The organism is Mesorhizobium sp. ES1-3, assembly GCF_020164795.1.
In the GTDB taxonomy this organism is placed as follows: domain Bacteria; phylum Pseudomonadota; class Alphaproteobacteria; order Rhizobiales; family Rhizobiaceae; genus Mesorhizobium.
This window is the reverse complement of sequence record NZ_JAIUGW010000002.1, coordinates 181181-206431: the sequence shown is the minus strand read 5'-3', so window position 1 is coordinate 206431 and position 25251 is coordinate 181181. Positions and strand designations below refer to the sequence as shown.

Genomic DNA, 25251 nt, shown 5'->3' with positions numbered 1-25251 from the left:
GCAACCCATCGCCACCGCCTCCTTTGAGCAGACGAACCGGGCGTCAGCCCTTGATCGCGGCGGTCACCTCGTCATACGCCTTGCAGGCGTCGGCCAGGGTCGTGGAGCCCTGATACTTGGTCGTCACCGCCTGGACTTTGGCGGTCAGGTCAGCCGCCTTGGTCGGATCCTTGGTGATCGCCTCCTGCAGCGCGGCGGCCATGTCCTGCGCCTTCTTGGTCGCCATCTCGGTCGTGCATTCCGGCGCCTTCGAACAGGCCGAACCGGCAAGCACCGCCAGCCCGACGGCGACGAGCAAAAACTTCTTCATGTCAGTCATCTCCTCAAAGGGGTGCGACTTGATCGCCGCTCACCCCCAATGGCCGAAGCCGAGCGTGCTTAGCCTTCGACCGTGGCAAGATGCAACGCGTTACCGACGTCAACTTGTGTAAGCGCCTGCAACATCGCCAACGGCCGGATTCAGGCTACTGCGTCGGCGGCGGCAAAGTTCAGCTGCGCGGTTGTAGCAGCGCCAAGACGGCCGTCGATGCGGCAAGGATGGCAGTCGCAGTCAAAGGCGCTGTCGGGCCATAAGTGTCCACAACATAGCCGCCGACAACCGCGCCGATGGTGATGGCGACCTGAAAGGACGCGACCATCAGGCTGCCCGCTGCTTCCAGCGCGTCCGGCGCCGCGCGAGACAGATTTGTCGGCAGCACCACCGGCGCCATGCCGAAGGCGAAACCCCATAGTGTGGCGAAGCCAAAGGCAACGCCGATGTGCACGCCCCAAAGCACCAATGCCAGCGCCGCGAACGCCATCAATGCGGCCGTAACCACGAGAGCCACGTGGACACTGGCGTCGGCCATGCGGCCACCGGCAATATTGCCGATCACAGCCGCGATGCCGAATCCGAGCAACGCCAGGGCAATTGGCCCGGTCGCAAGGAGCGTCACGTGTTCGAGAAACGGACGCACATAGACCGAGCCGGCAAAATGCCCCGTCATCAGCAAAAGGATAGCAAGCATACCGAGTTGAATGCCACGCCGCCGTGTCAGGCGAAGGACGTCTGCAAGACTATTGCTTGCCGTTGCAGGCAAGGTCGGCAGGCTGAGTAACTGCAGCAGCATGGCAAGCAAGGCCAACCCCGCCGTCATGGCCATGGCGCTGCGCCAACCCAGCCAGTCGCTGATCAACGCGCCCATCGACGGTGCGGCAATTGTTGCGAGCGAGACGCCGAGGGTGACGATAGCCATGCCCCGCCCCGTCGCATTGGCGCCAACCAGCCTCGCCACGACGGCTACAGAAAGTGCCCAGAAAGCGCTGAGAGCGATCCCCAGCCCGGCCCGGCCCAACAATAACAGCCAGAAATTGGGCGCCAGCGCCGCAAGAATGTTGGAACCGACCGCCAAGGCCATGAGGCCGACAAGCACCGTCTTGCGGTTCAATCGGCCGATGAGGACATTGCTCAACATGGCCGTCACGGCGCCGACGGAAGCGGTGGCGGTGACCACCTGCCCGGCCGTCCCCTCGCTGATGCCGAGATCGCGCGCCATCGGCGTCAACAGACCTGCCGGCAGGAATTCGGCGGACACCAGCGCAAAGCTGGTGGCCGCCAACGAAAGGACCGCGAACCATGTGGTTGCGCTCCATGTGGCCGGCGCGGCGGCATCAAGGTCTATCGCCGCGTCTTCAAGCTGTAATGTTGTGTCAGTCACGGAAGGATCTCCAAAGTTTGGAGATCTTCATAAACGACTCTTTCCGGATGATATGTATCTTAAAATCCGAAATTCATATCTATTCGTCCGGGAATTGTGCGACGCACAACGCCCGGCGAGACATTGGTGATGCGCTTGAAGGCGCGAGCGAAGGACGCCTCGGAATCATAGCCCAGGCGGGTGGCAACCTCGGCCACCGACAAGCCGTTTTGCCCCAACAACTCGCGGGCAAGCTGCATGCGCAGACGGGCTAGATAGCGTGCCGCGCCTTCTCCCAACACGGCACTGAAGCGCTCCGCGAAAATCGAGCGAGATTGGCCTGCCAGGCCGGCGAGGCTTTCGAGCGTCCAGTTATGGCCGGGGTCTCTGTGCATGGCTGCCAGAGCGCGGCCAATATGGGGGTCGCGGATGGCCGCGAGCCAACCGGAGGTCGAAGCCCCCGTGCAATTGACCCAGCAACGAATGAGCCGGGCTGTCAGCAAGTCCGCCATCCGAGACAAGATGGTGGCGCTGCCCATCTGCGGTTGCGCGGCTTCCGCGGTCATAGCCGCCAGTAAAGGACCAACGACCGGGTCATTGCCGGCCACGTGGCAACCCTTGATGATGGGCGGCATCAACGTAATCAACGGGTTTAGCGCACAGGCACCCAAGGCCATCGAGCCGCAGAAAAGGGTGCTTGTCGCGCCCGTGCCTTCCCGCACCACTTCGCAGACGTTGCCCCCCAACTTGGTCACCTGGCAACCCTCGAGCGAGTCGCCCACGACGTCCGGCGCACTCGCCAGCCGATGGGCGATACCTTGCGGCAGCAGCACCAGATCGCCATCGCGCAACTCCTGCCAGCCTTGCGCTTCGGTATGAATCCAGCATGGACCCTGACCAACAAAGTGGAAACGAAGCAGCGATTGTTGCGGAAATTCTATGCTCCAAGGATGTCGGAGCTCGCAGCGGCCATAATTGACTCCACTCAAGCGAAAGTCCTGTAGAACTTCGCTGAGCGCATCCATCGGGATGTGAGGCGGGGGACCCGGCCGGGACGAATGGTCAGTCATCCCGCCGATATAGATACCAAACGTCCGGCAGGCAAGCGGAGACCGCTGTTCCACCAGGGGAATCGCTTCAACGGCACCCCCTGCCTGTCCTGGCAGGCTTCCCGCCCTTGCCTCCCGCTCCAACTGCATGCAAGGAGTGCTGTCGGACACAGGGACAAGAGGCATGGCAGCGGAAGCATCGGGCAGCGATCTAGTTCAGGTGGTGGCGTTGTTGGCGGCAGGCGTGGTGGCCGTCCCGATCTTCAAGCGCATGGGTCTCGGTTCGATTCTCGGTTACCTGGCCGCCGGCGCGGTGATCGGCCCGTTCGGCATCGGCGTCTTTTCCGAATCGGGAGCCATCCTCCATGTCGCCGAACTCGGCGTCGTCATGTTCCTGTTCATCATCGGCCTGGAAATGCAGCCGTCGCGGCTGTGGGGCCTGCGCCGCGAGATCTTTGGGCTTGGCGCGCTCCAGGTCGGGGTCTGCGCGGTGCTGCTGACCGGTGTCGGCATGGCCGGAGGGTTTCCGATCGCGCAATCCTTCGTCGCCGGCGCCGGTTTCGTGCTGACCTCGACGGCCATCGTCATGCAGCTTCTGGAGGAGCGCGGCGAAATCGCCTCGCCCAAGGGCCAGCGCATCGTCTCCATCCTGCTGCTGGAGGATCTGGCCATCGTGCCTCTGCTCGCCCTGATCGCCTTCCTGGCGCCCGGCGGTGCCGATACCAGCCTGTCGGAGCGGCTGACCGAGGTCGGTATCGGCATCGCCGCGATCGTCGGACTGGTGGTGGCGGGACGCTACCTGCTCAACCCCTTCTTCCGCATCCTGGCGGATGCCCGTGCACGCGAGGTGATGACTGCCGCGGCTCTGCTGGTCGTTCTCGGGTCGGCGCTCGCCATGCAGCTCAGCGGCCTGTCGATGGCGATGGGCGCGTTCCTGGCCGGCGTGCTGCTTTCGGAATCGACTTTCCGCCATCAGCTCGAAGCCGACATCGAGCCGTTCCGTGGAATCCTGCTCGGCCTGTTCTTCCTTGCGGTCGGCATGTCGCTCGATCTGCATGTGGTGGCCGCGAACTGGAAGCTGATCGCCATCTATGTCGTCGCCTACATGGTGATGAAGGCCTTCGGCATCTACATCGTCGCCCGCATCCTGAAATCAGGCCACCGCGAGGCGCTCGAGCGCGCGGTCTTCATGGCGCAAGGCGGTGAATTCGCCTTCGTGCTCTATTCCGCGGCCGCCGCAGTCGGCATCATCGACGGCCAGGCAAACGCGACGCTGACGGCGATAGTCATCATCTCTATGGTCCTGACGCCGCTGGCGATCATTGCCTTGCGCTATTTCACGCCGCGTGACGAGCAGTCGCTGGACGGCGTCGAAGTCGCCGACGGCCTGACCGGCAGCGTGCTGATCATCGGCTTTGGCCGCTTCGGCCAGATCGCCAGCCAACCGCTGCTCTTGCGCGGCATCGACGTCTCGATCATCGACAATGATGTCGAGATGATCCAGGCGGCCGCCGATTTCGGCTTCAAGGTCTACTATGGCGACGGCACGCGGCTGGACATCCTGCACGCTGCCGGGGCCGGCCGCGCGCGGGCCGTGCTCATCTGTGTTGACAAGCCCGACGCCGCCATCCGCATCGCCGAACTCGTCAAGGCGGAATTTCCCTTGCTTACGGTGCTGGCACGTGCGTTCGACCGCGGTACGGCGTTGCAGCTCATCCGCGCCGGCGTCGATTATCAGTTGCGCGAGACCTTCGAATCGGCGCTCGTCTTTGGCGGCTCGACGCTGGAAGCGCTGGGCGTTGACCCCGAAGACGTCGCCGAAACGATCGAGGACGTCAGGCGCCGCGACACGGCCCGCTTCGAGACCCAGCTCGCCGAAGGCATCCGCTCGGGACAGCGTTTCCTGAAAGGCAATATCGGCACGCCAATCCCGACTCCGCTCTCCACGCCCCGCCGTCCTGGCCAGGCGCTCAACGAGGAAACGGCCGGCGTACTGCATAAATCCGAACGGGCGGATTGAACGAGGGAATCAGGCATGGAATTGGACAGCAGAGCCCTGTCGGTCACCAAATTCTGGCGCGACGCCGGCGAGGATGCGTGGTTCGAGAAGAACAACGCTTTCGATGCCGATTTCCGCGATCGCTTTCTCGACCTCCACTACGCTGCGGCGCGGCGCGAGTGCGACGACTGGTCAAACCATGCCGACGGCTCGCTGGCGCTGATGATCCTGCTCGACCAGTTTCCGCGCAATTGCTTCCGCGACACCGGCCACATGTTCGCGACCGACCCACTGGCAAAGCACTTCGCGCAAAAGGCGGTCGATGCCGGCCATGATGTCGTACTGGAGCCGGAGGTCCGCGTGTTCCTTTATCTGCCGTTCGAACATTCGGAAAACTTTGCCGACCAGGACCTGTCCGTCGAACTTCACACCGCCAGGGCCGCGTTCAATCTGAAATACGCGCTGGAACACCGTGACATCATCCAACGCTTCGGCCGCTTCCCGCACCGCAACAGAATGCTCGGCCGCGAGACGACGGCTGAGGAAAAAGCATTCCTGGATGACGGTGGTTTCTCGGGCTGATACCGCCGTTCTAGGCCACCCACCAATCCTGGCCGGATGGCAGCCGCTCGATGCCGGCCGCATCGACCGAGCCCAACCGATCGACAACGCGTTTGCCGTCTACGGTAAGGTCCGGCGCGATCTCGGCCAGCGGCGCCAGCACGAAGGCGCGCTCCAGCATCCGCGGATGTGGCACTTCCAGGCCCGTTTCATGGATGATGCGGTCGCCGAACACCAGGATGTCGATGTCGATCAGACGCGGCCCCCACCTCTCCTCGCGCACGCGTTTGAGCTTTCGCTCGGCATCGAGGCACAGGTCGAGCAATGCCCGCGGCGACAGCCGCGTCGACAATTCGGCCGTAGCGTTGAGGAAATCCGGCTGGTCGAGCTTGCCCCAGGGCGGTGTCCGATAGAGCGAAGAAACGGCGGCCACGTCAGTATCGGGATCGGCGTCGAGCAGGCGCAACGCAGCCCCCATCGACTTGGCCGGATCGCCCAGATTGCCGCCGAGGCTCAGATAGACGGTGTTACTCGGGCCAGACAACGGTCACCTCGACGTAATCGAGCACGCCAGGCACCGGCGCATTGGGCTTGCGAACGGTGATCTCGGCTTTCCTGATCTGGGGAAAGCGCCCAGTGAGAGCCTTTGCGACTTCCAAGGCCAAGGCCTCGATCAGGAAGCGCCTGTGTCCGGTGATGATTTCCTCGATGACGGTGAAGGCAACGCCGTAATTGACCGTTTCCCCGATGGCGTCATCGACGAGCGCGCGTCCGGGCTCGACGGTGAGCGAGGCATCGACATAGAAGCGCTGACCGAGCGCTTCTTCCTCATCCAGCACGCCGTGCCGGGCAAAGAAGGCGCAATTCTTCATGCGGATGACGTACATGGCTCAGCGTTCCGATCCGGTTTCCCGCGCCAGCATAGCATCCGCCACGGCCAGCGCGTCCACGTTGATTGCGACATCATGGACGCGAAACAGATGCGCGCCCTTGAGTCGGAGAATGACGCTGGTCGCCGCTGTCCCGGCAGCCCGGTCGGCGGCGTCGCGACCGGTGACGGTGCCGATGAAGCGTTTTCGCGACGTGCCGGCCATCAGCGGGAAGCCGAGTGCGCAGAGCTCGGAGAACCGCGCCATCAGGTCGAGGTTTTCCTCCGCGGTCTCCTTGGCGAAGCCGAAGCCGGGGTCCAGCACGATGTGGTCGTCGGCGACACCCTGCCCGCGCCCGATCTCCAGCGATTTTCCCAGGAACGCCAGCTGGTCGGCGATCACGTCGGGCAGCTTCTCGCGATCCCGGCCGGTATGCATGATGACAAGCCCGGCGCCGGTTTCGGCCGCCACCCGCGCAATGTCGGGTTCGCGCTGCAGACCCCAGACATCATTGACGATGTGCGCGCCGGCAGCCACCGCGAGCCGCGCTGTCTCCGCACGATAGGTGTCGACCGAGATCAGCACGTCGCCGGCATGCGCCAGTGCTTCGATCACGGGCAGGATACGGGCCTGCTCCTCGCCGGCCGATATCGCGGCGGCGCCCGGCCGGGTCGATTCTCCGCCGATATCGATGATCGCGGCGCCTTCCCCGATCATGCGGTGCGCCTGGACCATCGCGGTTTCGGGAGCATCAAACAGGCCGCCATCGGAGAAGCTGTCGGGCGTGATATTGAGGATGCCGACGACCACGGCCTTGCCGCCAAGCTCGAGATGACGCCCATGCGCCAGCTGCCATCGCCTCGCCGTCATTGCGCATCAACCATGGGTTCATCAACCAAGGGGCCATCAACGATGTGTGATCCGCATCGGATCAGTTCCGTTGCGCCGGCAAAGGCCGTAAAGCAAGGTGACCGAAGAGGCAACATGATGACACGATCCCTGCTCTGCGCACTGCTGCTTACCGTCGCCGTTCCGGCGGATGCGGCTAATCTGGTGAAGACATACAGCTATTTCGCCATTGGCGGCAGAACGCTGGAGGATATCGAGCAGCAACTCGCCAAACACGGGCCGCAGGTCAAAAGCACGGGGTCGCGCCACCCTGGCGCCACCCAGATGGCCTTCACGACACGCATCAGCTACGCCAGCCAGTCCGGCTCCTGCCGGATCGCCGACGCGGTCGTCACCGTCAAGGTCAAGGTGATCCTTCCCGAATGGCGCCGCCCGCGCAAAGCCGACGCCGATGTGCGGCTGTTCTGGGATACATTGTCGGCCGACATCAAGCGCCATGAAGACCGCCATGTCGAGATCGCCAAGAACCACGGCCGCGCATTGGAAGATGCGCTCAAGGCGACCTATCCGCAGAAGGATTGCGATGCGGCAAAGGCCAAGGCCGCCGAGATCACGGCGGCTGAGCTTGCCAGACACGATCAGGACCAACTGCGGTTCGACCGTGTCGAAGGTGTCAATTTCGAAAGCCGCATCCTGCGGCTGATGCGCTACCGGATGGAACGCATCGGAAGTGGCCAATTGCAGCCGCCGACCTGAATTTCCTCGCCGCCTCCATTCGCCAGGGTCCAAGCCAACCGGGTGGAAGCGTAGAGCCAGTTTCGATTTTTTTTCGAGCACCAGGCGAAATCGGCCTATACGGAACGACATATCCAGGGTTGCCACGGGCACGAACTGGAAGCACGGGCATCACGATCGATCGTGACGCGGATGCACCAGGCAGACCCGATGCGGCAGCGCAAAGCGCGTGGACGAGAAGACATGGACCAGGCTGTCGACAAGCAGGCCGTGGCGGCGGCGAGCGCGCCGCTGACAGAAAGCGAAAAGAACGCCATCATCGGCGGCGTTCTCCTGTCGATGCTGCTGGCAGCCCTCGACCAGACCATCGTCGCGCCCGCCATGCCGACCATCGGGCGCTCGCTCGGCCATGCCGAATATCTGCCATGGATCGTCACCGGTTATCTCTTGACCGCAACCGCCGTGGCACCGCTCTACGGCAAGATTTCCGACGTCCATGGGCGTCGGCCGACCGTCTACGCGGCAATCCTCATCTTTCTCGCCGGATCGCTGGTCAGCGCACTGGCCCCCAACATGTTCGTCCTTATCCTGGGGCGCGCGATCCAGGGGGCCGGTGGCGGTGGCCTTTTCGCGCTGACGCAGACCGTGGTCGGAGACCTCGTCCCGCCGCGCGAGCGGGCGCGCTATGCAGCGTGGTTCTCAGGCACCTGGGCCGTCGCCAGCGTCGCCGGTCCGCTGCTGGGCGGCACTTTTGCCGAGCATCTGCACTGGTCACTCATCTTCTGGATCAATATCCCGCTGGGCTTTGTTGCGATGGCGATCATCAACAAGCCGCTCAAGAAGCTGCCGATCGTGGCCAAGAATCACAGCATCGATGGTCTCGGCGCATTGCTGCTCATCGTCGCCACGGCGCTGTTGCTGCTGGCGCTGAACTGGGGCGGCAGCGCCTATCCCTGGTTATCGCCGGAAGTCATTGGCGTCCTGGCGTGCTCCGTGCTTTTCTGGGGCGCCTTTGCCCTGCGGCTGACGCGGGCGGCCGAACCGCTCATTTCGCTCGAGGTACTGGGCAACCCGATCGTCCTGGCTGGCACTCTGTCGATGTTCCTGCTCCAGGCCTCCAGCGTCGGCCTCGCCGTCTATCTGCCCGTCTATCTGCAATCGATCCTTGGCCTGACGGCCAGCGAATCGGGCATTGCAATGCTTGGCCTTCTGCTTGGAACCGTGGCCGGCGCCGCTTCCAGCGGCCGCCTGATACCGCGCTTCACCCACTACAAGCGCATCGCCATGGTCGGCGTCATCTTCGCCATCCTGTGCATGGGCCTGCTGGCCTTTGTCGCCGGCCATGCATCGCTGCTTATCGTCGAAGTCCTGACCATCTGTATCGGACTGGGGACGGGGACGACATTTCCGGTAACCACCGTATCCGTGCAGAACGCCGTCGACCGCATGCATCTTGGCGTAGCGACGGGAGTGCTGACCTTTCTACGTTCGCTCGGCAGTGCATTGGGGGTCGCGATGCTCGGCGCCGTCGCTCTCGGATTTGGGTTGCCGCTGGCCGGCGAAGGCGTCGAGGTGGCTGGACATGTCGTATCGGCCGAGCCCTTCGTGATGATCTTTCTCGTCGCGGCCAGCACTCTGGTACTGGGCCTTATCACGCTGACCCTGATGCCCGAGAAAGAACTTCGAGGCCACGTCGACGATCCGGCGCCGATCCTGCCGGAATAATTAGCCGGAGACGCCGAGCTTCTTCTGGAGGCTGGTCGACGAAGTCGTATACTGGAACACGATGCGTTCGCCGGGGCTGATGACGCGCTTGGCGGCCTGCGCCATCAGCGCCACCTCGTGGAAACCCGACAGGATCAGCTTCAGCTTGCCCGGGTACCAGTTGATGTCGCCCACCGCGAAAATGCCGGGCACCGATGTCTGGAATTTCTCGGTGTCGACCGGGATCAGGTTCTCATTGAGATTGAGCCCCCATTCCGCGATCGGGCCGAGCTTCATGGTCAGGCCGAAGAACGGCAGCATGCGGGTACAAGGCACCTCGATGTCGCCATCCGGGCCGCCCTTGATGGTGGCCGATGCCAGTTGGCCATCGGCTCCAGTGAGCCCGGCCACCTGGCCGACCTTGAATTCCAGCTGCTTCATCTCCTGCATGGCGTACATCTTGTTGACGCTGTCGGGCGCCGCGCGAAACTCCGCCCGCCGGTGAACGAGTGTCACGCTCCTTGCCACCGGCTGCAGGTTCAGCGTCCAGTCCAGCGCCGAGTCGCCGCCGCCCACGATGACCAGGTCATGGCCCCGAAAATCCTCCATCCGGCGGACCGAATAGAAAACGCTCGTGCCTTCATAGGCTTCGATGCCGGGAATTGGCGGGCGCTTCGGCTGGAATGAGCCGCCGCCGGCGGCGATCACCACCACCTTGGCCTCGAACACCTCGTTCTCGTCCGTGGTCACGCGAAAGCCGCCGTCGTCCAACTTTTCGAGACTGGAAACCATGCGGTTGTAGGTGAAGTCCGGCTTGAACGGCGCAACCTGCTCGAGCAGCTTGTCGACGAGCCCTTGCGCCGAGATCGAAGGCCAGCCGGGAATGTCGTAGATCGGCTTTTCCGGATAGAGTTCCGCGCATTGGCCGCCGGGCTTGTCGAGAATGTCGATCAGATGGCACTTCAGGTCCAGCAAGCCGAGCTCGAACACGGCGAACAGGCCGACCGGCCCTGCCCCGACAATGAGGACGTCTGTGCTGATGATCCCGGTCATTGATGCGCCTCGCTGCGAAAGTCCGGGCGAGACTGCATGACCATTGCCCCGCTGCCAAGCGTCAGCGGGAAAAATCGCCGATGCTGGATTTCAGCCCTGACGTTCGGGCACCCGCACGATCAGGCCGTCGAGTGCGTCGCGCACCTTGATCTGGCACGACAGGCGCGAGTTCGGCTGGACCTCATAGGCGAAGTCCAGCATGTCTTCTTCCATCGCCTCGGGCTCACCGACTTCTGCCGTCCATGCCTCATCGACATAGACATGGCAGGTCGCGCAGGCGCAGGCGCCGCCGCACTCCGCCTCTATGCCAGGCACGGCGTTGCGGATGGCATTTTCCATGACCGTCGAGCCGTTTTCGGCATCCATGTCGAAATGTGTGCCGTCATGGGCGATGAAGGTCAGTTTGGTCATTTGTCACCTGAAGGGAGTTTCGCCCGAGACGAAAGGAATTTCGCCCGGGACGAAAGCGAGTTTCGCCCGAGATAATCACTCCGGCAAACAAGTCAACTGCCGCGCGAAAGCGCCGCTCCGTGACGTTTTTGTCGCAAACCGGAATCAGCGATTGATGGCGGCGATGAAGTCGCGCACTTCGTCGATAAGCTTGCCGAGCCGATTGAGCGTCTGGAGGTTCTCCGGCTGGTGCTCGATATCGGTGGTGCAATCGGCGATGGCGAAGGCGCCCACGCCGCGGGCCGATCCTTTCAAGCCATGAGCCAGCAGAAGCCGGTCCTTGATGTCGGCATCGACTATTTTGTCGCGCACCGACAATGCCTGCTGTACAAACAGCGCCAGCACCTCTTGCTCAAGGGCGCGGTCGCCCATCGTTTGCCGGGCAAGGTGTGCCAAATCGACCGGCCGGGACTGTCTCGTTCCCGACACGTCGCCCCCCGGCATTGAGAAGGCAATGCCGCTTTCGCCACGCATGAACTCGAACTCCATTTTCTTCGGCCGCCTGAAAAAACTAGGCGATTCCAGTGGACAACGGGTTAATGAATGGCCCGGAAAAATGTTGCCAAAGCGGGGCCCAAATCACGCTTCCGTTAACCTTATATTTAAAGTTTTACGTATCCCGCGGAATGCATGTTTTCTTTACCCCCCTGTGTCATTACGATACGAGGGTCCATTTTCAGCCTCCTGCGCGGGGGTAAGACAAACAGAATTATAAGCCCCCGCGGCAGCTAGTACAGGGTAGCGAAGGCATGGCGAAGAAACCAAATACGACCAGAAATCTCGACAGCGACGTAGCCAGGGAACTCGAAAAAGCGCTCGATCTCGACCTGAGCGGCGATACCGACAGTGGCGACCTCGATATCGCGGCTTCGATGGAAGATCTGGAAGCGCAGATATCGCAGGCCGCCGACGAGCTGGCACGCGAGGGACGCAATCAGCCGGCGGCGCCCGTCGTCAATCAGGCTCAGGCCGAGAAGCCCGCGCCAAAGGCCAAGCCGGCCGAACTTCGCCCGGTAGAGACGCGCAATGGTGGCCAGCCCGCCGGCTTCGCGCCAGCCAACGACGATCGCCAGAAAGATTACAAGACCCTTCTGCACAGCCTGAACAGGCGCGCCTCCAACACCATCTACTGGGTCATCGCCTTTGTCTCGCTCGCCTGGATTGCCGGCGCCGGCGGACTGGCCAACCTGCTTTTTGGACCGAGCATCTGGCGGATAGGCACGCTGGACCAGTTCTTTGCCCGCCCCGAACTGATCGGCCTGGCCGTCGCGGCAATCGTGCCCGTCATCCTGTTCTGGGCCTTCGCGGCGATGATTCGCCGCGCCCAGGACATGCGCATCGCCGCGCAATCGATGACGGAAGTGGCCTTCCGCCTGACCGAGCCGGAAAACATGGCTCAGGATCGCGTCATGATGATCGGCCAGGCCGTCCGCCGCGAGGTGGCCGCCATGGGTGAAGGCATCGAACGCACCCTTGCCCGTGCCGTGGAACTGGAAACGCTGGTTCACAGCGAGGTCAACCAGATCGAGCGCTCCTATTCGGAAAACGAAACCCGGATCAGGTCGCTGGTCGACGGACTGGGCAGCGAACGCGAAGCGGTGGTCACCCATGCCGAACGCGTCCGCGCCTCGATCTCCGGCGCGCACGAGACGTTGCGCGATGAAATCGGCGCGGCAAGCGACATCATCCGCGACAGCATCCTCAATGCGTCGACCAAACTGTCGATGACGATCACCAATTCCGGCGACACGCTGATCGACCGCATCAACGAAAGCTCGCTGTCGATCTTCGACTCGGTGGAGGGCCGCCTCGACAACATCACCGACCGGCTTTCGACCTCCGGCGAGGCTTTCGCCAGCCTGCTCGACACCCGTATCGCCAAGCTGACGGACACCACGGACGGCTTGACCCGCTCGTTGACCGACCTGCTCGACGACCGCACCACCGGCATGGTGTCGCTGCTCGGCGGCGCCGCGCGCACCCTCAATTCCGAGTTCGAGGCTAGCCTCGACGGCATCGAGCGTACCTTGGCCGAACGCGGCCAGGCGCTGATCAGCGAGTTCCAGACCCGCGCGGAAGCGCTGGATACCGGCACGCAGAAGCTCAATGCCGCGCTTGAGGCCCGTGCCCGCCAGATCAACGAAACGCTGGTCGAGCGTGCGCGTGAAATCGCCCACACCTTCGCCGAGAGCAAGGACACGTTGTCGGCCATGATCGATCAGGGCAAGACCCAGATCGGCGCCGACATGGCCGACATCGTCACCTCGACCTCATCCATGCTCGAAGCGCGCGCCAGCGATTTCGCCGGCCGCATGGAGGCAGCCCGCCACGTCGTGTCGCGTTCCTTCGACGCCGATATCCAGAGGCTTGCCGATGCCCGCGTCGGCATCGAGGAAGCCGTCGAAAACCACAGCCGCAAGCTCTCCGAAAGCCGCGAGCGCATGGCTGCCGCCATGGAGGCGGACCTGGAGAAATTCGCCGAGGGCCGCGCCGGCATCGATGCCGCCGTGACCAATCAGGTGCAGAAGCTGGCCGAAGGCCGCAGCCTGATAGCGCGTGCGCTCGAAGAAGATCTGCGCAAGGTCAACGAATCGCGCGCCGCCATCGATGCGTCGCTCGGCAGCCATCTCGAACGATTGGAGGAAGGCCGCAACCGGCTCTCTCTGGCTCTCAACGAAGACTCTGGTAAACTGGTGCAAGCTCGTACGATCATTGATGAAATGGTCGCCGGACATGTCGGAAAATTGGCAGAAGGCCGCAACATCCTGTCGCGTGCGCTGGAAGCTGATCTCGGCAAACTGTCCGACAGCCGCGCCGACATAGACGGCCTCGTCGCCGGCCAGGTCGAGAAGATCGCCGAGGGCCGCGCGGTGCTCGCCAAGGCGCTGGAAAACGACATTGCCGGTATCAAGAACCTCATCGAGGCGCATTCGGCAAAGCTGGCCGAAGACCGCACGCAGCTAGGCCGTTCGCTTGAAAGCGACCTGTCGGGCATACGTGGCCTGATCGACAGCCATTCCGGGCGCCTGGCGGAAGACCGTAGCCTGCTGTCGCAGACGCTTGAAGCCGACCTCACCAAGCTGGCCGAAAGCCGCTCCAGCATCGACGGTCTGGTCGCCGGCCAGGTCGAGAAACTGGCCGAGGGCCGCGACATTCTCAAGCGCGCCCTGGAATCCGATCTCAACACAATCAAGAACGTCATATCGAGCCAGTCGGACAAACTGGCGGAGGATCGCGGACAGCTCTCGCGCGTTCTGGAAGCCGATCTGCAGAATGTGAACAGCGTCATCGCCGACCACATGAACAGGCTGGTTCAGGATCGCTCGACCCTGTCGAAAGCGCTGGAGGACGATCTCGCCAAGCTGGCCGAAAGCCGCTCCAGCATCGACGGGCTGGTCGCCGGCCAGGTGGAGAAGCTCGCCGAAGGTCGCGACATCCTGCGCCGCGCATTGGAAGCCGACCTCAACACGGTCAGAAACACCGTTGCCGATCAGTCCCAGAAACTGGTCGACGACCGCACCCAGTTCGCCCGTGCGCTGGAGGCCGATCTCGAAACCGTCAACAGCCTTGTCAACAGCCACTCGGACCGGCTTGTCCAGGAGCGTTCGACACTATCGAAAGCGCTGGAAGCCGACCTCGAAGCTGTCGGCAACCACGTCGACAGCCACACCGAGCGGCTTGCCCAGGAGCGTTCGACCTTGTCGAGAGCTCTCGAGGCCGACCTGCTGACCGTTAGCGGACACGTCAACAACCATGCGGAACGGCTTGTCCAGGAGCGTTCGACCTTGTCGAAGGCCCTTGAGGACGACCTTGCCAAGCTGGCCGAGAGCCGTTCCAGCATCGACGGTCTGGTCGCCGGTCAGGTCGAGAAGCTGGCCGAAGGCCGCGATGTCCTCAAGCGGGCGCTGGAGGCCGACCTTGCCAAGCTGGCCGAAAGCCGCTCCAGCATCGACGGTCTGGTCGCCGGCCAGGTCGAGAAGCTGGCCGAAGGCCGCGACATTCTCAAGCGCGCTCTCGAAGCCGACCTGCAGAAGCTGACCGAAAGCCGCGGCGAGATCGACGACATCATCGCCGGACATGTCGGCAAGTTGTCCGAAGGCCGCAATATGCTCAGCCGCGCGCTGGAAGACGATCTCGGCAAGCTCGCCGAGACCCGCAAGGACGTCGATCGCTCGCTGTCGGGCCACATCGACCAGATCGCCGCCAGGAGCACGGACATTTCCGCCGCGATCGCTGCCGATGTCGACAAGATCGAGCAGGCGTTCAGCCGCCAGACCGGCATCATCGAGGAACGCGCCGGCACCATGGAGCGCGCGCTGTCGACCGGTGTCGACAACGTTCGCAGCGTGCTCGAGAAGAGCGCGGTCTTCGTCGCCGGCGCCTTGCGCGAAAAGGTGCTGGAAGTCACCAGCACGCTGCACGAACAGGCCGGTGCCGCCTTCAGCGACGCCGATCGCAAGATCGCCGAGCGCGCCGAACAGACGTCCGCCGCCCTGCTGGCACGGGCCGAAGACATTGCCCGCACCTTCGAGGAGGCCGATCGTCGCCTCCACGCCCGAGCGGAAGATACGTCGAACGCCTTGCTTGCCCGCGCCGACGACACCTCCAGTTCGCTGCTGGCCCGCGCCCATGAAACCGCCGATCAGCTAGCCGCTCGCGCTGGCGAGATCGCCGGCGCCTTCGATATGGCCGACCAGAAGCTGGCCGCCCGCGCACAAGCAACCACTGATCAACTGGCCGCTCGGGCTCAGGAGGCCGCCGATCAGCTTGCCGCCCGCGCTAGCGAGATTGCCGGCACGTTCGACGCGGCCGACCAGAAGCTCGTCGCCCGGGCCGTGGAAACGGCGCAGTCGCTGGCCGCCCGCGCCGGCGACATCCTGCGCAACTTCGAAAGCGCCGACCAGCGGCTCGGCATGCGCATCGGCGAATCCGCCGAGGCGCTCGCCGCCCGCGCGTCGGATCTCGGCCGCATCTTCGATGCCGCCGACCAGCACTTGGTCTCGCGCATCGCCGAAGGCTCGGACGCGCTTTCCAGCCGGGCATCCGAAATCGCCCGCATCTTCGACGACGCCGACCAGCGCCTGGTTTCGCGCATCGCCGACAGCACCTCGACGATCGGCGAGCATGCGCAGACCATTGTCGGCGCCTTCGCAAGCACCGAACAGAGGGTCGCCGATCGCGCGCGCCAGACCGGCCAGGAACTGGCCGTGCATGCCCGCGAAATCGAGCAGGCGCTTGCCGGCGCCGACGAGCGTCTCGCGTCGAGCGCGGCGGCCGCGGCCGCCCGGGTCGAAGAGCAGATCGCCGGCGTCGAAAACCGGCTCGCCTACACTGCCGAGACGATGGGCCAGAAGATCAACGAGCAGGTATCGACCGCCGAGGCGCAACTCGTATCGCGTGCCAATGTCATCGCGGAGACCTTCACCGCGGTCGGCCAGCATATCGGCCAGAGCACCAACGACGCCGCCAAGACGATCGGCGCCAACACCCGCGAGCTCAACACCATGCTCGCGGCGCGGTCCGCCGAGATGTCGAAGATCCTCGACGAAACCGCGCGGCCTTTGGTCGAGCGCTTCGCCCAGGGCGGCTCGGAACTGCAAAAGAGCATGGAAGAGGTCACCGAACGCGCGACCGAGAAGCTGCGCAGCGAGAATGCGACCCTGGTCAACGCGCTCGCCAACCGTACCGCCGAAACCCTGTCGGCGGTCGAAGGCGCCCGTTCGTCGCTGTCCGACAGCGTCGCCGATCTCATCGGCCGTATGACCAAGTCCAGCTCGCAGCTCGGTCAGCTGATCGAGCAGGCCGCGGTCAACCTCGGCGAGGTCGACCAACGCCTGACCGGCAGCACGCAAAGCTTCGCGGCGACCACCGAAAAGGCGGCGCAGACCTTTGCCAGCTCGGCTCGTCTGGTCGATTCGAACACGACAAGGCTGACGGAACTGTCGTCGTCGACCTTGCGTGAAGTCGCCTCGATCGCCACCAAGTTCGACGAACACAGCCGCCTGCTCGCCGGCGCTTCCGACCTCCTGAGCTCGGCCCAGAGCAACCTCGAACACACGCTGGAAAGACAGTCGTCGCTCGAGGATCTTGCCGTTGGCCTGGTCAAGAAGTCGGAAGATCTCGAGAGGGTCATGCGTTCTTTCGAAAACCTCGTCGGCCAGACGCTGCAGAACGCCGAAGGCAAGACGCTGGAATCTGCCGACAAGATCCGCAACGCCATCACCGATGTCGTCGAGTCGGCAACCAAGCGCTTCGCCGATGCGACCGAGGAAATGCGGCGCACGGCGGGCTCGATCAAGAGCGAACTCGACCTCACCCGGGCCGAACTCAAGAAAGGCGTCATCGAGATGCCGGAAGAGGCCAAGGAATCGACCTCGGCCATCCGCCGCGCTGTTTCCGAGCAGATAAACGCCTTGAAGGAGCTTTCGGATATCGTTGCGAAATCCGGTCGTGGCGGCGACTCCTCGGAACCGCGCCCCTTGCGCCCGGCCCCGCAGGCACCGGCCGCACGGGCCGCCGAGCCGCCCCGTCGCGCCCCGGCACCGCCGCAGGCGGATTTGCGCCCGCCGCAGGCGCCGCTGGGCGGCGCGGGACTGCGTGGCACGCTCGATCTGGAGCGTCCGGCGGAGGCGGCACCGCGCCAGCGTGCCGCCGACACCACTGCCCGCGCGCCGCAAGGCGGCTGGGTGCGTGATCTGCTGACCGCCGCGTCGAACGATGCCGACCTCCAGCCGGCGGCCCCCCAGGCGCCTGCCGAAGCCCCGCGCCCGACCCCTGCCCAGCGTTCGCCGCTGCATGTCGTGGAATCGCTGAACTCGCTGTCCGTCGATATCGCACGGGCGATCGATCACGATGCCTCGATCGAGCTGTGGAACCGCTACCGGCGTGGCGAGCGTGACGTGTTCACACGCAGGCTCTACACTCTGAAGGGCCAGCAGACGTTCGACGAAATCCGCCGCAAATACCAGGCGGAGGCCGAATTCCGCGCCGCCGTCGACCGCTATTGCGACGATTTCGAGAAGCTGCTCAAGGATGTCTCGCGCAACGACCGCGACAACATCATGGCGCAGACCTATCTCACGTCGGACACCGGCAAGGTCTACACCATGCTGGCCCATGCCAGCGGCCGCCTGCACTAAGCGGTCGACGAGCCAAAACGAAAAAGGCGGGAGACTCCCGCCTTTTTCTTGACGGGACTGATGTCGCAACCCGGAAGACGCATCCGGGTTTTATCTCGTTTTCCGGAACCGGATCCTGAGTTGTGAAGACGGCAATCATCTTCGACTGCGAGTTTCTCTGCCTCGAGGGCTCACAACGCAGATTCTGGTGCGCGGCGCATGACCCCGATCCGATCATCGCACAAATCGGCGCGGCAAGGTTCGGCCTCGAAGGTGACTTCCCCGTGCTGGGCACGCACAAGGCCTACATCAGGCCGATCGACCGATTTGGCGAGAGATACGCGCTCGATCCGTTCTTCACCAGGCTGACCGGAATCACCGAAGAAGTCATCGAGGCAGAGGGCGTCGAACTGGAAGAAGCTCTTGCCGGCATCGATCGTTTCTCCGATGGGGCTCGGTTCTGGTCCTGGGGCAAGGACGAACTGAACATGATCGCCATCAGTTGCTATGTCGCGGGCATCGAGCCGCCCATCCCGGCCACCCGGTTCGACAACGCCGTCAAGCTGCTGATCGCGGCCGGCATGCCGATCGAGGACCTGGCAAGGACGCCGAGCAACAAGCTTGCGGATTACTACGGCGTCGAACACCCACCATTGCAGGGACATGACGCGCTCGACGATGCGCTGTCCGTGACTTACACCCTGCAGCATCTGATGAAGACTGGAAAGCTGCGGCCGGACGTCTTTGACCGTCCGTAGCCTGAAAGAGTTTGGTGGAATCCCTGCGCGCCTGACGCTCAGATCACCGAATCGGTCCACCGGACGATCTGTTTGGCAGCATCGCCGAAGGCCGCGTCGAGAGCGCCGACATAGGCCGGGTTGCCGCTGCCCGATACCGGTGCCGATGCGGTGAAACTCTTGGAAGCCTTCACTTCGCCGTTTCGATCGTTGAGCAAGCGCACGAACAGCTCGACCTCGGCATGTTCGCCGCCGTCGACACGCACTTCGAAGGACCGGACCTCGACGATCACCTGATAGTCGATCGCCAGCCCCTCGCCCGGCTTCCCGACGCCGGCAAAGCTGCCCGAGCGCTGGAACGTCTCGGCCAGCCGCGCCTGCACGACCAGCGGCAGGCGGTCGGCCCATTGAGCGCCCTTCAAATATTGGATCGAGCGATCCGAGGGTTTGATGACGATGTTCTGGCTGTCCAGCGCCTTCAGCGCCGAAGGCTGCGCGATCAGGATTTGCTTGCGGCTATGGCCATGCGCGTCGACGGATGGCGCTGACAGTTCGAACGTGTCGAGCGGTGTGGGCTTGGCGCCCAGCACCGCACAACCGGCAACCGCCAGGACAAGCAGCGCCGCGGCTGATTTCAACCCGCCCGTTCCAAGCCTGCTCAAAGTCACGCGTGATCCCCGTTGTCCCCGGATCGTAAGATCAACCCGCATTCGCGAGCAATGTTCTTGCGGCGGGCCGGCGCCGAAGTCAACGCCGCGCCCTGCCGTCGAACTGCCGAACCTCGCCTTCGCCACCCGAAAGGATGCGCTGCGGATTTCGGCTGAGATCCGTCACCGCCTCCTCGATGCGATTGATCGAGCGGCGGCTGTCCTGCACAAGCGCCTCGACATTCTGCAGCCCCTGACCGGAGAAGCGCGCCAGATTGTCGGTGATGACCCCAAGGCGGGCATTCAGCGTATCGGCGACCTGCTTGAACGATTTCAGCGTATCCCTTGCGTCGGCCAACACGCCGTCGGCCTGGCCCGAGCCGAGCAGCTTGTCGACCTTGGCGAGGATGCCGTCGACCCGCACCGAGGCGTCGTTGAGCCGTTGCGCCAGGTGCCTGGCGTCCTTGATCGTCTGGTCGATGTCGTCGGCCCGATTGGCGATCTTGCCTGTCACCTGCGCGATATCGGCTGCCGCCTTGTTGGCGTTGTCGCTGGCCTTCTGGATGTTGGCCAGCGCTTCGCGCACTTGCGCCGGGTCGATGCCGTCGAGCACGCCGTCGACCTTGGCCAGTGTGCCTTGCGTCTGCTTGGCGAAATCGTTGACGGAGCCAACGGCCGTATCGACGTTCTTGATCACACCATCGAGCTGCCGCGAGGTTTCCTTGAGGTTCCCCGTCACCGTATCGACATTGGCAACGATGCTCTTGATCTTGTCCTTGTCGACAGCGTTGAGCAGGCCTTCCGCCGCCTTCAGCGTGCCGTCGAGCTTTCCTGAAACGCCTTTCAGCTCATCGGACAGCGCGCTGACGGCGGACAGGAATTTGTCGATGCCGTCGGAATTCCTGGCCAGTGCATCGGAAAACGTCTGCACGTTGTGCACGGTCTGCGTCAGCGGCCCGCGGACGTCCTTGGTGAAGCCTTCCAGCTCCGTCAGCACCTTGTCGGCGCGGGTGAAGATGTTCTGCGCCGTCTGCAGCAAATTGGTCACCGCCGATGGATTGGCGACGATCTCGGCGACCTTGCCTTCCTTTTCGGCCTGGTCGAGCAGCTTCACTTCCTTGGGGTCGGCGCCCTTGAGCTCGATATTGGCCTGCCCTGTGAGGCCGGCAAGGCCGATATCGGCCTGCGTCGACTTGGTGATCGGCGTCATCCGGTCGATCTCGGTGTCGGCGATGGCGACAGTCGGATTGTCGACGTCGATATAGACGCGCTTGACGTCGCCGACCTTGACGCCGTTGAACAGCACGAAGCTGCCGCGGCCGAGACCAGAGGCCGAGCCCGGAATGCGCACCCGCAGCAGCGTCGTCTCACCCCTGTTGCCGATCGCGGCCGTCCAATAGACGAAGCCGAAAGCCGCCAGGATCGCAACCAGCGTGAAAATGCCGACAATGACGTAGTTGGCTCTGGTTTCCATTGCTTCACTTATGGCTATGCACGTGCGGCAAGATCAAGTTGCCGGGCGCGTTTTCCGCGGAAATAGGATTTCACCCACGGTTCCTCGCTCTTCAGCATGTCGTCGATAGTGCCTTCGACCAGCACCTTTTTCTTGCCGAGCACCGCCACGTGGTCGCAGGCGGTAAACAGCGTGTCGAGGTCGTGGGTCACCATGTAAACGGTCAGATCCATGGTGTCGCGCAGCTTGACGACGAGTTCGTCGAACTCGGCCGCGCTGATCGGATCGAGGCCTGACGTCGGCTCGTCGAGAAAGACGATGTCCGGATCGAGCGCCAGCGCCCTGGCAAGGGCGGCACGCTTGATCATGCCGCCGGAGAGCTCGGAGGGGAATTTCAGGGCCGCGTCCGGCGGCAGCCCGACCAGCTCGACCTTGAGCAGCGCCAACTCGTCCATCAGCTTCCTGGGCAAATCGAGATATTCGCGCATCGGCACCTGCACGTTCTCCATCACGGTCAGCGACGAAAACAGCGCACCATGCTGGAACAGCACGCCAAGGCGCATGTCGATGCGCAGACGCTCCATATCGCTTGCCTTGTCGACATCGACGCCGAACAGTTTGATTGTTCCCGACTGCTTGGGCATCAACCCGAGAATGGTGCGCAACAGCACGGACTTGCCGGCGCCCGAGGCACCGACGAACCCCAGTATCTCGCCGCGCTTGATGTCGAGCGACAGCTTGTCGAGAATCAGCTTGTCATCGATGGCAACGGTGACGTCGCGCACCGAAAGCACGATCTCGCTCTCGTCCGGCACCTCAGTCGTGACTCCGTTGCCTTTTGCCATGTTACTAGAACTGGATCGCTGCGTAGAACATGGCAAAAAGCCCATCGAGGATGATGACGACGAAGATCGATTTCACCACCGAAGCGGTCACGTGCTGGCCGAGCGATTCGGCACTGCCGCCGACCTTCATGCCCTCGACGGAGGCAATCGTGCCGATGATCATGGCCATGAAGGGCGCCTTGATCAGGCCGGCGAAAATCGTGCTTAGATCGATTGCGACACGCAACCGGTCGATGAATGCAGCGGGCGGGATATCGGAGTAAAGCCAGGCAGCGACAATGCCGCCGCCGAGTGCGGCGAAATTGGCGATGATCGTCAGGCAAGGCAAGGCGATCACCAGCGCCACAAGACGCGGAAAGACCAGGACGCCGATCGGATTGAGGCCGATGACTTTCAGCGCATCGACCTCCTCGCGCATCTTCATCGAGCCGATTTCGGCGGTGATCGCGCTGCCTGAGCGGCCGGCGATCATGATTGCCGTCATCAGCACGCCGAGTTCGCGCAGGATCAGCACGCCGACGAGATCGACGACGAAGATGTCGGCGCCGAAATAGCTGAGCTGATAGGCGCCCTGCTGGGCAACGATGGCGCCGACGATGGCCGACATCAGCACCACCACGGGTATCGCGCCGACGCCCATGCGATCGATCTGGTTGAAGATCGCCGCCGGATTGACGGCATGACCGCGGCCGAGCTTCATTTGCGCGCCACGGATGGTGGCGCCCAATATATTCATCGAAGCGAGAAAATCGTCGCGCATCTCGTAGACGCGCCGGCCAACCGCCTCCAGGGCCCGAATGACGATGTTGGGCGGCCGCGCCGGTCCGGATTCGGGTTCGCGCCGGACAGCTTCGTTGACCGCGTCGAGCAGGATGGAAGCGATCTCGCTCTGGCCTTGCAGCCGGACCTCGACGTTCTTCTTCTCGAAGGCGCTGACCAGCCGGTCAATTAGCCAGGCGCCGGCGGTATCGATCTTCTCGATTTTCGAAAGATCGAGCGCCAAAGTCTTGAAACCGCTTCGCTTCTCGATTTTGCGCATGTCGGCGTCGATCGATGCCACGGTCCGTGTCGTCCAGATACCGGAGAACGCGCAGCCGAGGACATCACCCTCCTCGCCGACCGCCACGCGCGGGTCGTGATCAGCCCCCGAGGCGGCCGTGCCGCTTGCGTCGCGTTTGCCGATGGTCAACATGGCGTCCTGTTTAACCTGATGGGTCCGACCTTGTCGATTTGCCGACAACCCTTCTCGCATAGCCGGAGCAGAAAAATATGGCGCGTGTCATTTCGGTCGAGGCCGAGCGTTTCCCGATCGCCGGAACCTTCACCATTTCGCGCGGCTCCAAGACCGAGGCCGAGGTTATCACCTGCACGATCAGCCAGGGCGGTCAAAGCGGGCGCGGCGAATGCGTTCCCTACAAGCGCTATGGTGAGACCATGGACGGTGTCCGTGACGCGATAGAGGCGATGCGCGACCGGATCGCCGGCGGAATGGACCGAACCGCCCTGCTTGACGCAATGCCTGCCGGAGCGGCGCGCAACGCCATAGACTGTGCCCTTTGGGACCTTGAAGCCAAGATCAGCGGCAATCCGGTGGCGGACGCAATCTGGCCGGCCCCGTTGCATCAACTCGAGACCGCCTACACGCTGTCGCTCGGCGAACCGGAAGCGATGGCGGCACAGGCTCGCGCCAATGCCGGCCGACCGCTGCTCAAGGTCAAGATTGGCGGCGACAATGACATCGCCCGCATCCGGGCGGTGAGACAGGCCGCGCCCGAGAGCCGACTGATCCTCGATGCCAATGAAGGTTGGACCGACGACAACATTGTCGCCAACTTCGCCTTTGCCACCGAACAGGGAATCGTCCTGATCGAGCAGCCGCTGCCGGCGGGCCGGGACGGCATTCTGCGCCACATAGCGCATCCGGTGCCGATCTGCGCCGACGAGAGCGTTCATGAAGCAAGCAACCTCGAAGCGCTTGTCGGTCTCTACGACGCCGTCAACATCAAGCTTGACAAGTCCGGCGGGCTGACGGCGGCGCTCACCTTGCGCGACCGCGCCCGTGAATTGGGCTTTGGTGTCATGGTCGGCTGCATGGTCGGCACGTCACTGGCAATGGCGCCGGCGGTGCTGCTCGCGCAAGGAGCCGATTTCGTCGACCTCGACGGTCCGCTGCTGCTTGCTCGCGACCGTGTGCCGGGCCTCGTTTACCAGGGATCGCTCGTCTCACCCCCTGATCGGGCGTTGTGGGGCTGAGCGCGCGGCAAGCCCGATCAGCACGAGACCAATGATCGCGATCGGGATCATCGCCAGGAACCCGTCGACGCCAAGGCGATCATAGAGCGGACCGGACACAAGCGTGACGGCGGCCATGAAGAAGCCGTTGAAGAAATAGGCAATGCCTTGCGCGGCACCCGTGCGCTCTTCGGAGACGGTCTCGGCGATCATCTTCTGCAGGCCGATCAGCACCATTGCGACAGACACCGAATGCAGCGACTGCACGGCGAAGAAGCCGCTGACGCCAAGGCCGAGCGGCCACACCAGCGGAAAGGCGATCCAACGCACGATCGAACCGATTCCGGCAATGAGCATGACCCGGACGACGGGTACGGAGGCGAATATGCGATTGAAAAACAGGAACATGCAGACCTCGGACACCACGCCCCATGCCCATAGCAGACCGACGAGGGAATCGCTGATGCCGATCGATTTCCAGTAGATCGAGACGAAGCCGTAGAGGAAGGCATGGCTGGCGGTAATGATGCCGACGCCAAGCGTGAAATAGAGGAAATAAGCATTGAATAGCCCCGGCGCCGCGTGCTGGATTTCCGCCGCCGACAACGGCGATGCCTTGCGCGGCCGCCCCATGCGCGGCGCCAGCAGGCCTGCGGCGAGTGCCGCGCCAAGGGCAAGGAATATGATCACCGGAACGGCTTGAGGGCCGCTGGCCGCCAGGATGAACCCGCCCGCGACATTGGCCAGGAGATAGCAGATCGACCCCCATTTGCGCATGCTCGCATAATTGGAACCGAAGCGGCGCACGCCCGAAAGCGCCAGCGAATCGGCGATCGGCGAATGCGGCGTCCAGACAATGGTCAGCAACAACGAAACTGCCAGCACAGTCGCATAGGTCGGTGTCAGGAAGTACCCCGCGGAGAGCAGCAGCGAGGCAGCGACCAGCACGACATAGACATCGGCGCGGTCCCTGGCTCGGTCGGCGAGCGTCGTCAGCAGCGGCGTCGTCACAACGCGCAGGAACATCGGCGCCGACAGGATGACCGCGATCTGTTCGGCGTGAAATCCCTTAGCCTGCAGCCAAAGCGGGAAATAGGGCAAATGGGTGCCAAGCGATATGAACAACGTGCCGAAGATCAGGCTCATGCGCAGCTCAAAACGGCTCGGCTTCACGAGTTGTTCGGGCGAAAGCGGTGGCAGCGGCATGAATCGATCCAATGACGCTGCGCTCAACGACCGGCGAGCAGCGCAAACCGATCCTTAACATGAGGAAA

General features: G+C 63.4%; 21 protein-coding genes. 7 read left to right on the top strand and 14 right to left on the bottom strand.

All coding sequences use genetic code 11. The features are described from left to right. Nucleotides 1-43: 43 nt before the first annotated feature. The 3 genes from LB536_RS04005 to LB536_RS03995 all read right to left on the bottom strand — a co-directional run bounded on the left by LB536_RS04005 (nt 44) and on the right by LB536_RS03995 (nt 2746). The gene (locus tag LB536_RS04005) at nt 44-310 is read right to left on the bottom strand and encodes a hypothetical protein (protein WP_140808596.1); all 267 of its coding nucleotides are present in this window, start codon (nt 308-310) and stop codon (nt 44-46) included. Between the two features lie 178 nt (nt 311-488). Beyond that, nucleotides 489-1697 carry an MFS transporter gene (locus LB536_RS04000; protein ID WP_224590195.1) on the bottom strand — a complete coding sequence of 403 codons (1209 nt, stop codon included), beginning with the start codon at nt 1695-1697 and terminating at the stop codon, nt 489-491. A 59-nt stretch (nt 1698-1756) separates the two neighbouring features. Beyond that, a complete protein-coding gene (locus tag LB536_RS03995) occupies nt 1757-2746 on the bottom strand; it encodes an AraC family transcriptional regulator (protein WP_224590353.1) in 990 nt (329 codons plus the stop codon). Between the two features lie 163 nt (nt 2747-2909). On the opposite strand from LB536_RS03995, the gene LB536_RS03990 reads away from it, so the two are divergent. Together LB536_RS03990 and LB536_RS03985 are read left to right on the top strand one after the other, a co-directional pair. Then, nucleotides 2910-4745: a monovalent cation:proton antiporter-2 (CPA2) family protein gene (locus LB536_RS03990; protein ID WP_224590194.1), complete on the top strand. Its 1836-nt coding sequence runs from the start codon at nt 2910-2912 to the stop codon at nt 4743-4745. Between the two features lie 15 nt (nt 4746-4760). Next, on the top strand, nt 4761-5306 hold the full coding sequence (locus LB536_RS03985) for a DUF924 family protein (RefSeq protein WP_224590193.1): 546 nt from the start codon (nt 4761-4763) through the stop codon (nt 5304-5306). Nucleotides 5307-5316: 10 nt separating this feature from the next. On the opposite strand, the gene folK is transcribed toward LB536_RS03985, so the two are convergent. Genes folK through folP form a run of 3 tightly spaced genes read right to left on the bottom strand, consistent with a single transcriptional unit; the run spans nt 5317 to nt 7024 of the window. Further along, nucleotides 5317-5829, bottom strand: coding sequence for a 2-amino-4-hydroxy-6-hydroxymethyldihydropteridine diphosphokinase (gene folK / locus LB536_RS03980; RefSeq protein ID WP_224590192.1), 513 nt, complete (start codon nt 5827-5829; stop codon nt 5317-5319). Then, the gene (gene folB, locus LB536_RS03975) at nt 5813-6172 is read right to left on the bottom strand and encodes a dihydroneopterin aldolase (RefSeq protein WP_140701472.1); all 360 of its coding nucleotides are present in this window, start codon (nt 6170-6172) and stop codon (nt 5813-5815) included. Before folB ends, folK begins: the two co-directional genes overlap by 17 nt. Before the next feature lie 3 nt (nt 6173-6175). Beyond that, entirely contained in the window at nt 6176-7024 is an 849-nt protein-coding gene (gene folP / locus LB536_RS03970; RefSeq protein ID WP_140757555.1) for a dihydropteroate synthase, read from the bottom strand. A gap of 114 nt (nt 7025-7138) precedes the next feature. On the opposite strand from folP, the gene LB536_RS03965 reads away from it, so the two are divergent. Both LB536_RS03965 and LB536_RS03960 read left to right on the top strand, forming a co-directional pair. Beyond that, complete coding sequence (locus tag LB536_RS03965; protein WP_181178407.1) at nt 7139-7759, top strand: DUF922 domain-containing Zn-dependent protease; 621 nt, start codon at nt 7139-7141, stop codon at nt 7757-7759. Nucleotides 7760-7981: 222 nt separating this feature from the next. Beyond that, a complete protein-coding gene (locus tag LB536_RS03960; RefSeq protein WP_224590191.1) occupies nt 7982-9463 on the top strand; it encodes an MDR family MFS transporter in 1482 nt (493 codons plus the stop codon). On the opposite strand, the gene LB536_RS03955 is transcribed toward LB536_RS03960, so the two are convergent. The 3 genes from LB536_RS03955 to LB536_RS03945 form a co-directional block, all read right to left on the bottom strand. After that, entirely contained in the window at nt 9464-10495 is a 1032-nt protein-coding gene (locus LB536_RS03955; protein ID WP_140757558.1) for an NAD(P)/FAD-dependent oxidoreductase, read from the bottom strand. 90 nt (nt 10496-10585) lie between these two features. Continuing rightward, nucleotides 10586-10906, bottom strand: a complete 321-nt coding sequence (locus tag LB536_RS03950) for a 2Fe-2S iron-sulfur cluster-binding protein (protein WP_140757559.1) — start codon at nt 10904-10906, stop codon at nt 10586-10588. Between the two features lie 144 nt (nt 10907-11050). Continuing rightward, nucleotides 11051-11419 carry an Hpt domain-containing protein gene (locus LB536_RS03945; RefSeq protein WP_140757560.1) on the bottom strand — a complete coding sequence of 123 codons (369 nt, stop codon included), beginning with the start codon at nt 11417-11419 and terminating at the stop codon, nt 11051-11053. A 275-nt stretch (nt 11420-11694) separates the two neighbouring features. On the opposite strand from LB536_RS03945, the gene LB536_RS03940 reads away from it, so the two are divergent. Both LB536_RS03940 and LB536_RS03935 read left to right on the top strand, forming a co-directional pair. Further along, entirely contained in the window at nt 11695-18084 is a 6390-nt protein-coding gene (locus LB536_RS03940) for a kinesin (protein ID WP_224590190.1), read from the top strand. A 122-nt stretch (nt 18085-18206) separates the two neighbouring features. Further along, the gene (locus tag LB536_RS03935; RefSeq protein ID WP_224590189.1) at nt 18207-18821 is read left to right on the top strand and encodes an exonuclease domain-containing protein; all 615 of its coding nucleotides are present in this window, start codon (nt 18207-18209) and stop codon (nt 18819-18821) included. 38 nt (nt 18822-18859) lie between these two features. On the opposite strand, the gene LB536_RS03930 is transcribed toward LB536_RS03935, so the two are convergent. From LB536_RS03930 to LB536_RS03915, 4 genes are read right to left on the bottom strand one after another with little or no spacing between them, the layout of a single operon-like run. After that, nucleotides 18860-19510, bottom strand: coding sequence for an ABC-type transport auxiliary lipoprotein family protein (locus LB536_RS03930; RefSeq protein ID WP_224590188.1), 651 nt, complete (start codon nt 19508-19510; stop codon nt 18860-18862). 37 nt (nt 19511-19547) lie between these two features. Next, nucleotides 19548-20921, bottom strand: a complete 1374-nt coding sequence (locus LB536_RS03925; protein WP_224590187.1) for an MCE family protein — start codon at nt 20919-20921, stop codon at nt 19548-19550. A 14-nt stretch (nt 20922-20935) separates the two neighbouring features. Continuing rightward, nucleotides 20936-21745 (bottom strand): ABC transporter ATP-binding protein, encoded by an 810-nt coding sequence (locus LB536_RS03920; protein WP_224590186.1) that lies wholly within the window; start codon nt 21743-21745, stop codon nt 20936-20938. Nucleotides 21746-21749: 4 nt separating this feature from the next. Beyond that, on the bottom strand, nt 21750-22937 hold the full coding sequence (locus LB536_RS03915) for an ABC transporter permease (RefSeq protein ID WP_140757566.1): 1188 nt from the start codon (nt 22935-22937) through the stop codon (nt 21750-21752). 77 nt (nt 22938-23014) lie between these two features. Between LB536_RS03915 and dgcA the strand changes: the two genes are divergently transcribed. After that, entirely contained in the window at nt 23015-23998 is a 984-nt protein-coding gene (gene dgcA, locus LB536_RS03910) for an N-acetyl-D-Glu racemase DgcA (RefSeq protein WP_224590185.1), read from the top strand. Here the strand turns inward: dgcA and LB536_RS03905 are convergent. Continuing rightward, the gene (locus LB536_RS03905) at nt 23969-25183 is read right to left on the bottom strand and encodes an MFS transporter (RefSeq protein ID WP_224590184.1); all 1215 of its coding nucleotides are present in this window, start codon (nt 25181-25183) and stop codon (nt 23969-23971) included. The genes dgcA and LB536_RS03905 overlap by 30 nt on opposite strands. Between the last annotated feature and the right edge of the window lie 68 nt (nt 25184-25251).

Coding starts and splice junctions, on each gene's coding strand:
- LB536_RS04005 (WP_140808596.1), bottom strand. CDS start 310: ATGAAGAAGTTTTTGCTCGTCGCCGTCGGGCTGGCGGTGCTTGCCGGT.
- LB536_RS03995 (WP_224590353.1), bottom strand. CDS start 2,746: ATGACTGACCATTCGTCCCGGCCGGGTCCCCCGCCTCACATCCCGATG.
- LB536_RS03990 (WP_224590194.1), top strand. CDS start 2,910: ATGGCAGCGGAAGCATCGGGCAGCGATCTAGTTCAGGTGGTGGCGTTG.
- LB536_RS03985 (WP_224590193.1), top strand. CDS start 4,761: ATGGAATTGGACAGCAGAGCCCTGTCGGTCACCAAATTCTGGCGCGAC.
- folB (WP_140701472.1), bottom strand. CDS start 6,172: ATGTACGTCATCCGCATGAAGAATTGCGCCTTCTTTGCCCGGCACGGC.
- folP (WP_140757555.1), bottom strand. CDS start 7,024: ATGACGGCGAGGCGATGGCAGCTGGCGCATGGGCGTCATCTCGAGCTT.
- LB536_RS03965 (WP_181178407.1), top strand. CDS start 7,139: ATGATGACACGATCCCTGCTCTGCGCACTGCTGCTTACCGTCGCCGTT.
- LB536_RS03960 (WP_224590191.1), top strand. CDS start 7,982: ATGGACCAGGCTGTCGACAAGCAGGCCGTGGCGGCGGCGAGCGCGCCG.
- LB536_RS03955 (WP_140757558.1), bottom strand. CDS start 10,495: ATGACCGGGATCATCAGCACAGACGTCCTCATTGTCGGGGCAGGGCCG.
- LB536_RS03950 (WP_140757559.1), bottom strand. CDS start 10,906: ATGACCAAACTGACCTTCATCGCCCATGACGGCACACATTTCGACATG.
- LB536_RS03945 (WP_140757560.1), bottom strand. CDS start 11,419: ATGCGTGGCGAAAGCGGCATTGCCTTCTCAATGCCGGGGGGCGACGTG.
- LB536_RS03940 (WP_224590190.1), top strand. CDS start 11,695: ATGGCGAAGAAACCAAATACGACCAGAAATCTCGACAGCGACGTAGCC.
- LB536_RS03930 (WP_224590188.1), bottom strand. CDS start 19,510: ATGCGGGTTGATCTTACGATCCGGGGACAACGGGGATCACGCGTGACT.
- LB536_RS03925 (WP_224590187.1), bottom strand. CDS start 20,921: ATGGAAACCAGAGCCAACTACGTCATTGTCGGCATTTTCACGCTGGTT.
- LB536_RS03920 (WP_224590186.1), bottom strand. CDS start 21,745: ATGGCAAAAGGCAACGGAGTCACGACTGAGGTGCCGGACGAGAGCGAG.
- LB536_RS03915 (WP_140757566.1), bottom strand. CDS start 22,937: ATGTTGACCATCGGCAAACGCGACGCAAGCGGCACGGCCGCCTCGGGG.
- dgcA (WP_224590185.1), top strand. CDS start 23,015: ATGGCGCGTGTCATTTCGGTCGAGGCCGAGCGTTTCCCGATCGCCGGA.
- LB536_RS03905 (WP_224590184.1), bottom strand. CDS start 25,183: ATGCCGCTGCCACCGCTTTCGCCCGAACAACTCGTGAAGCCGAGCCGT.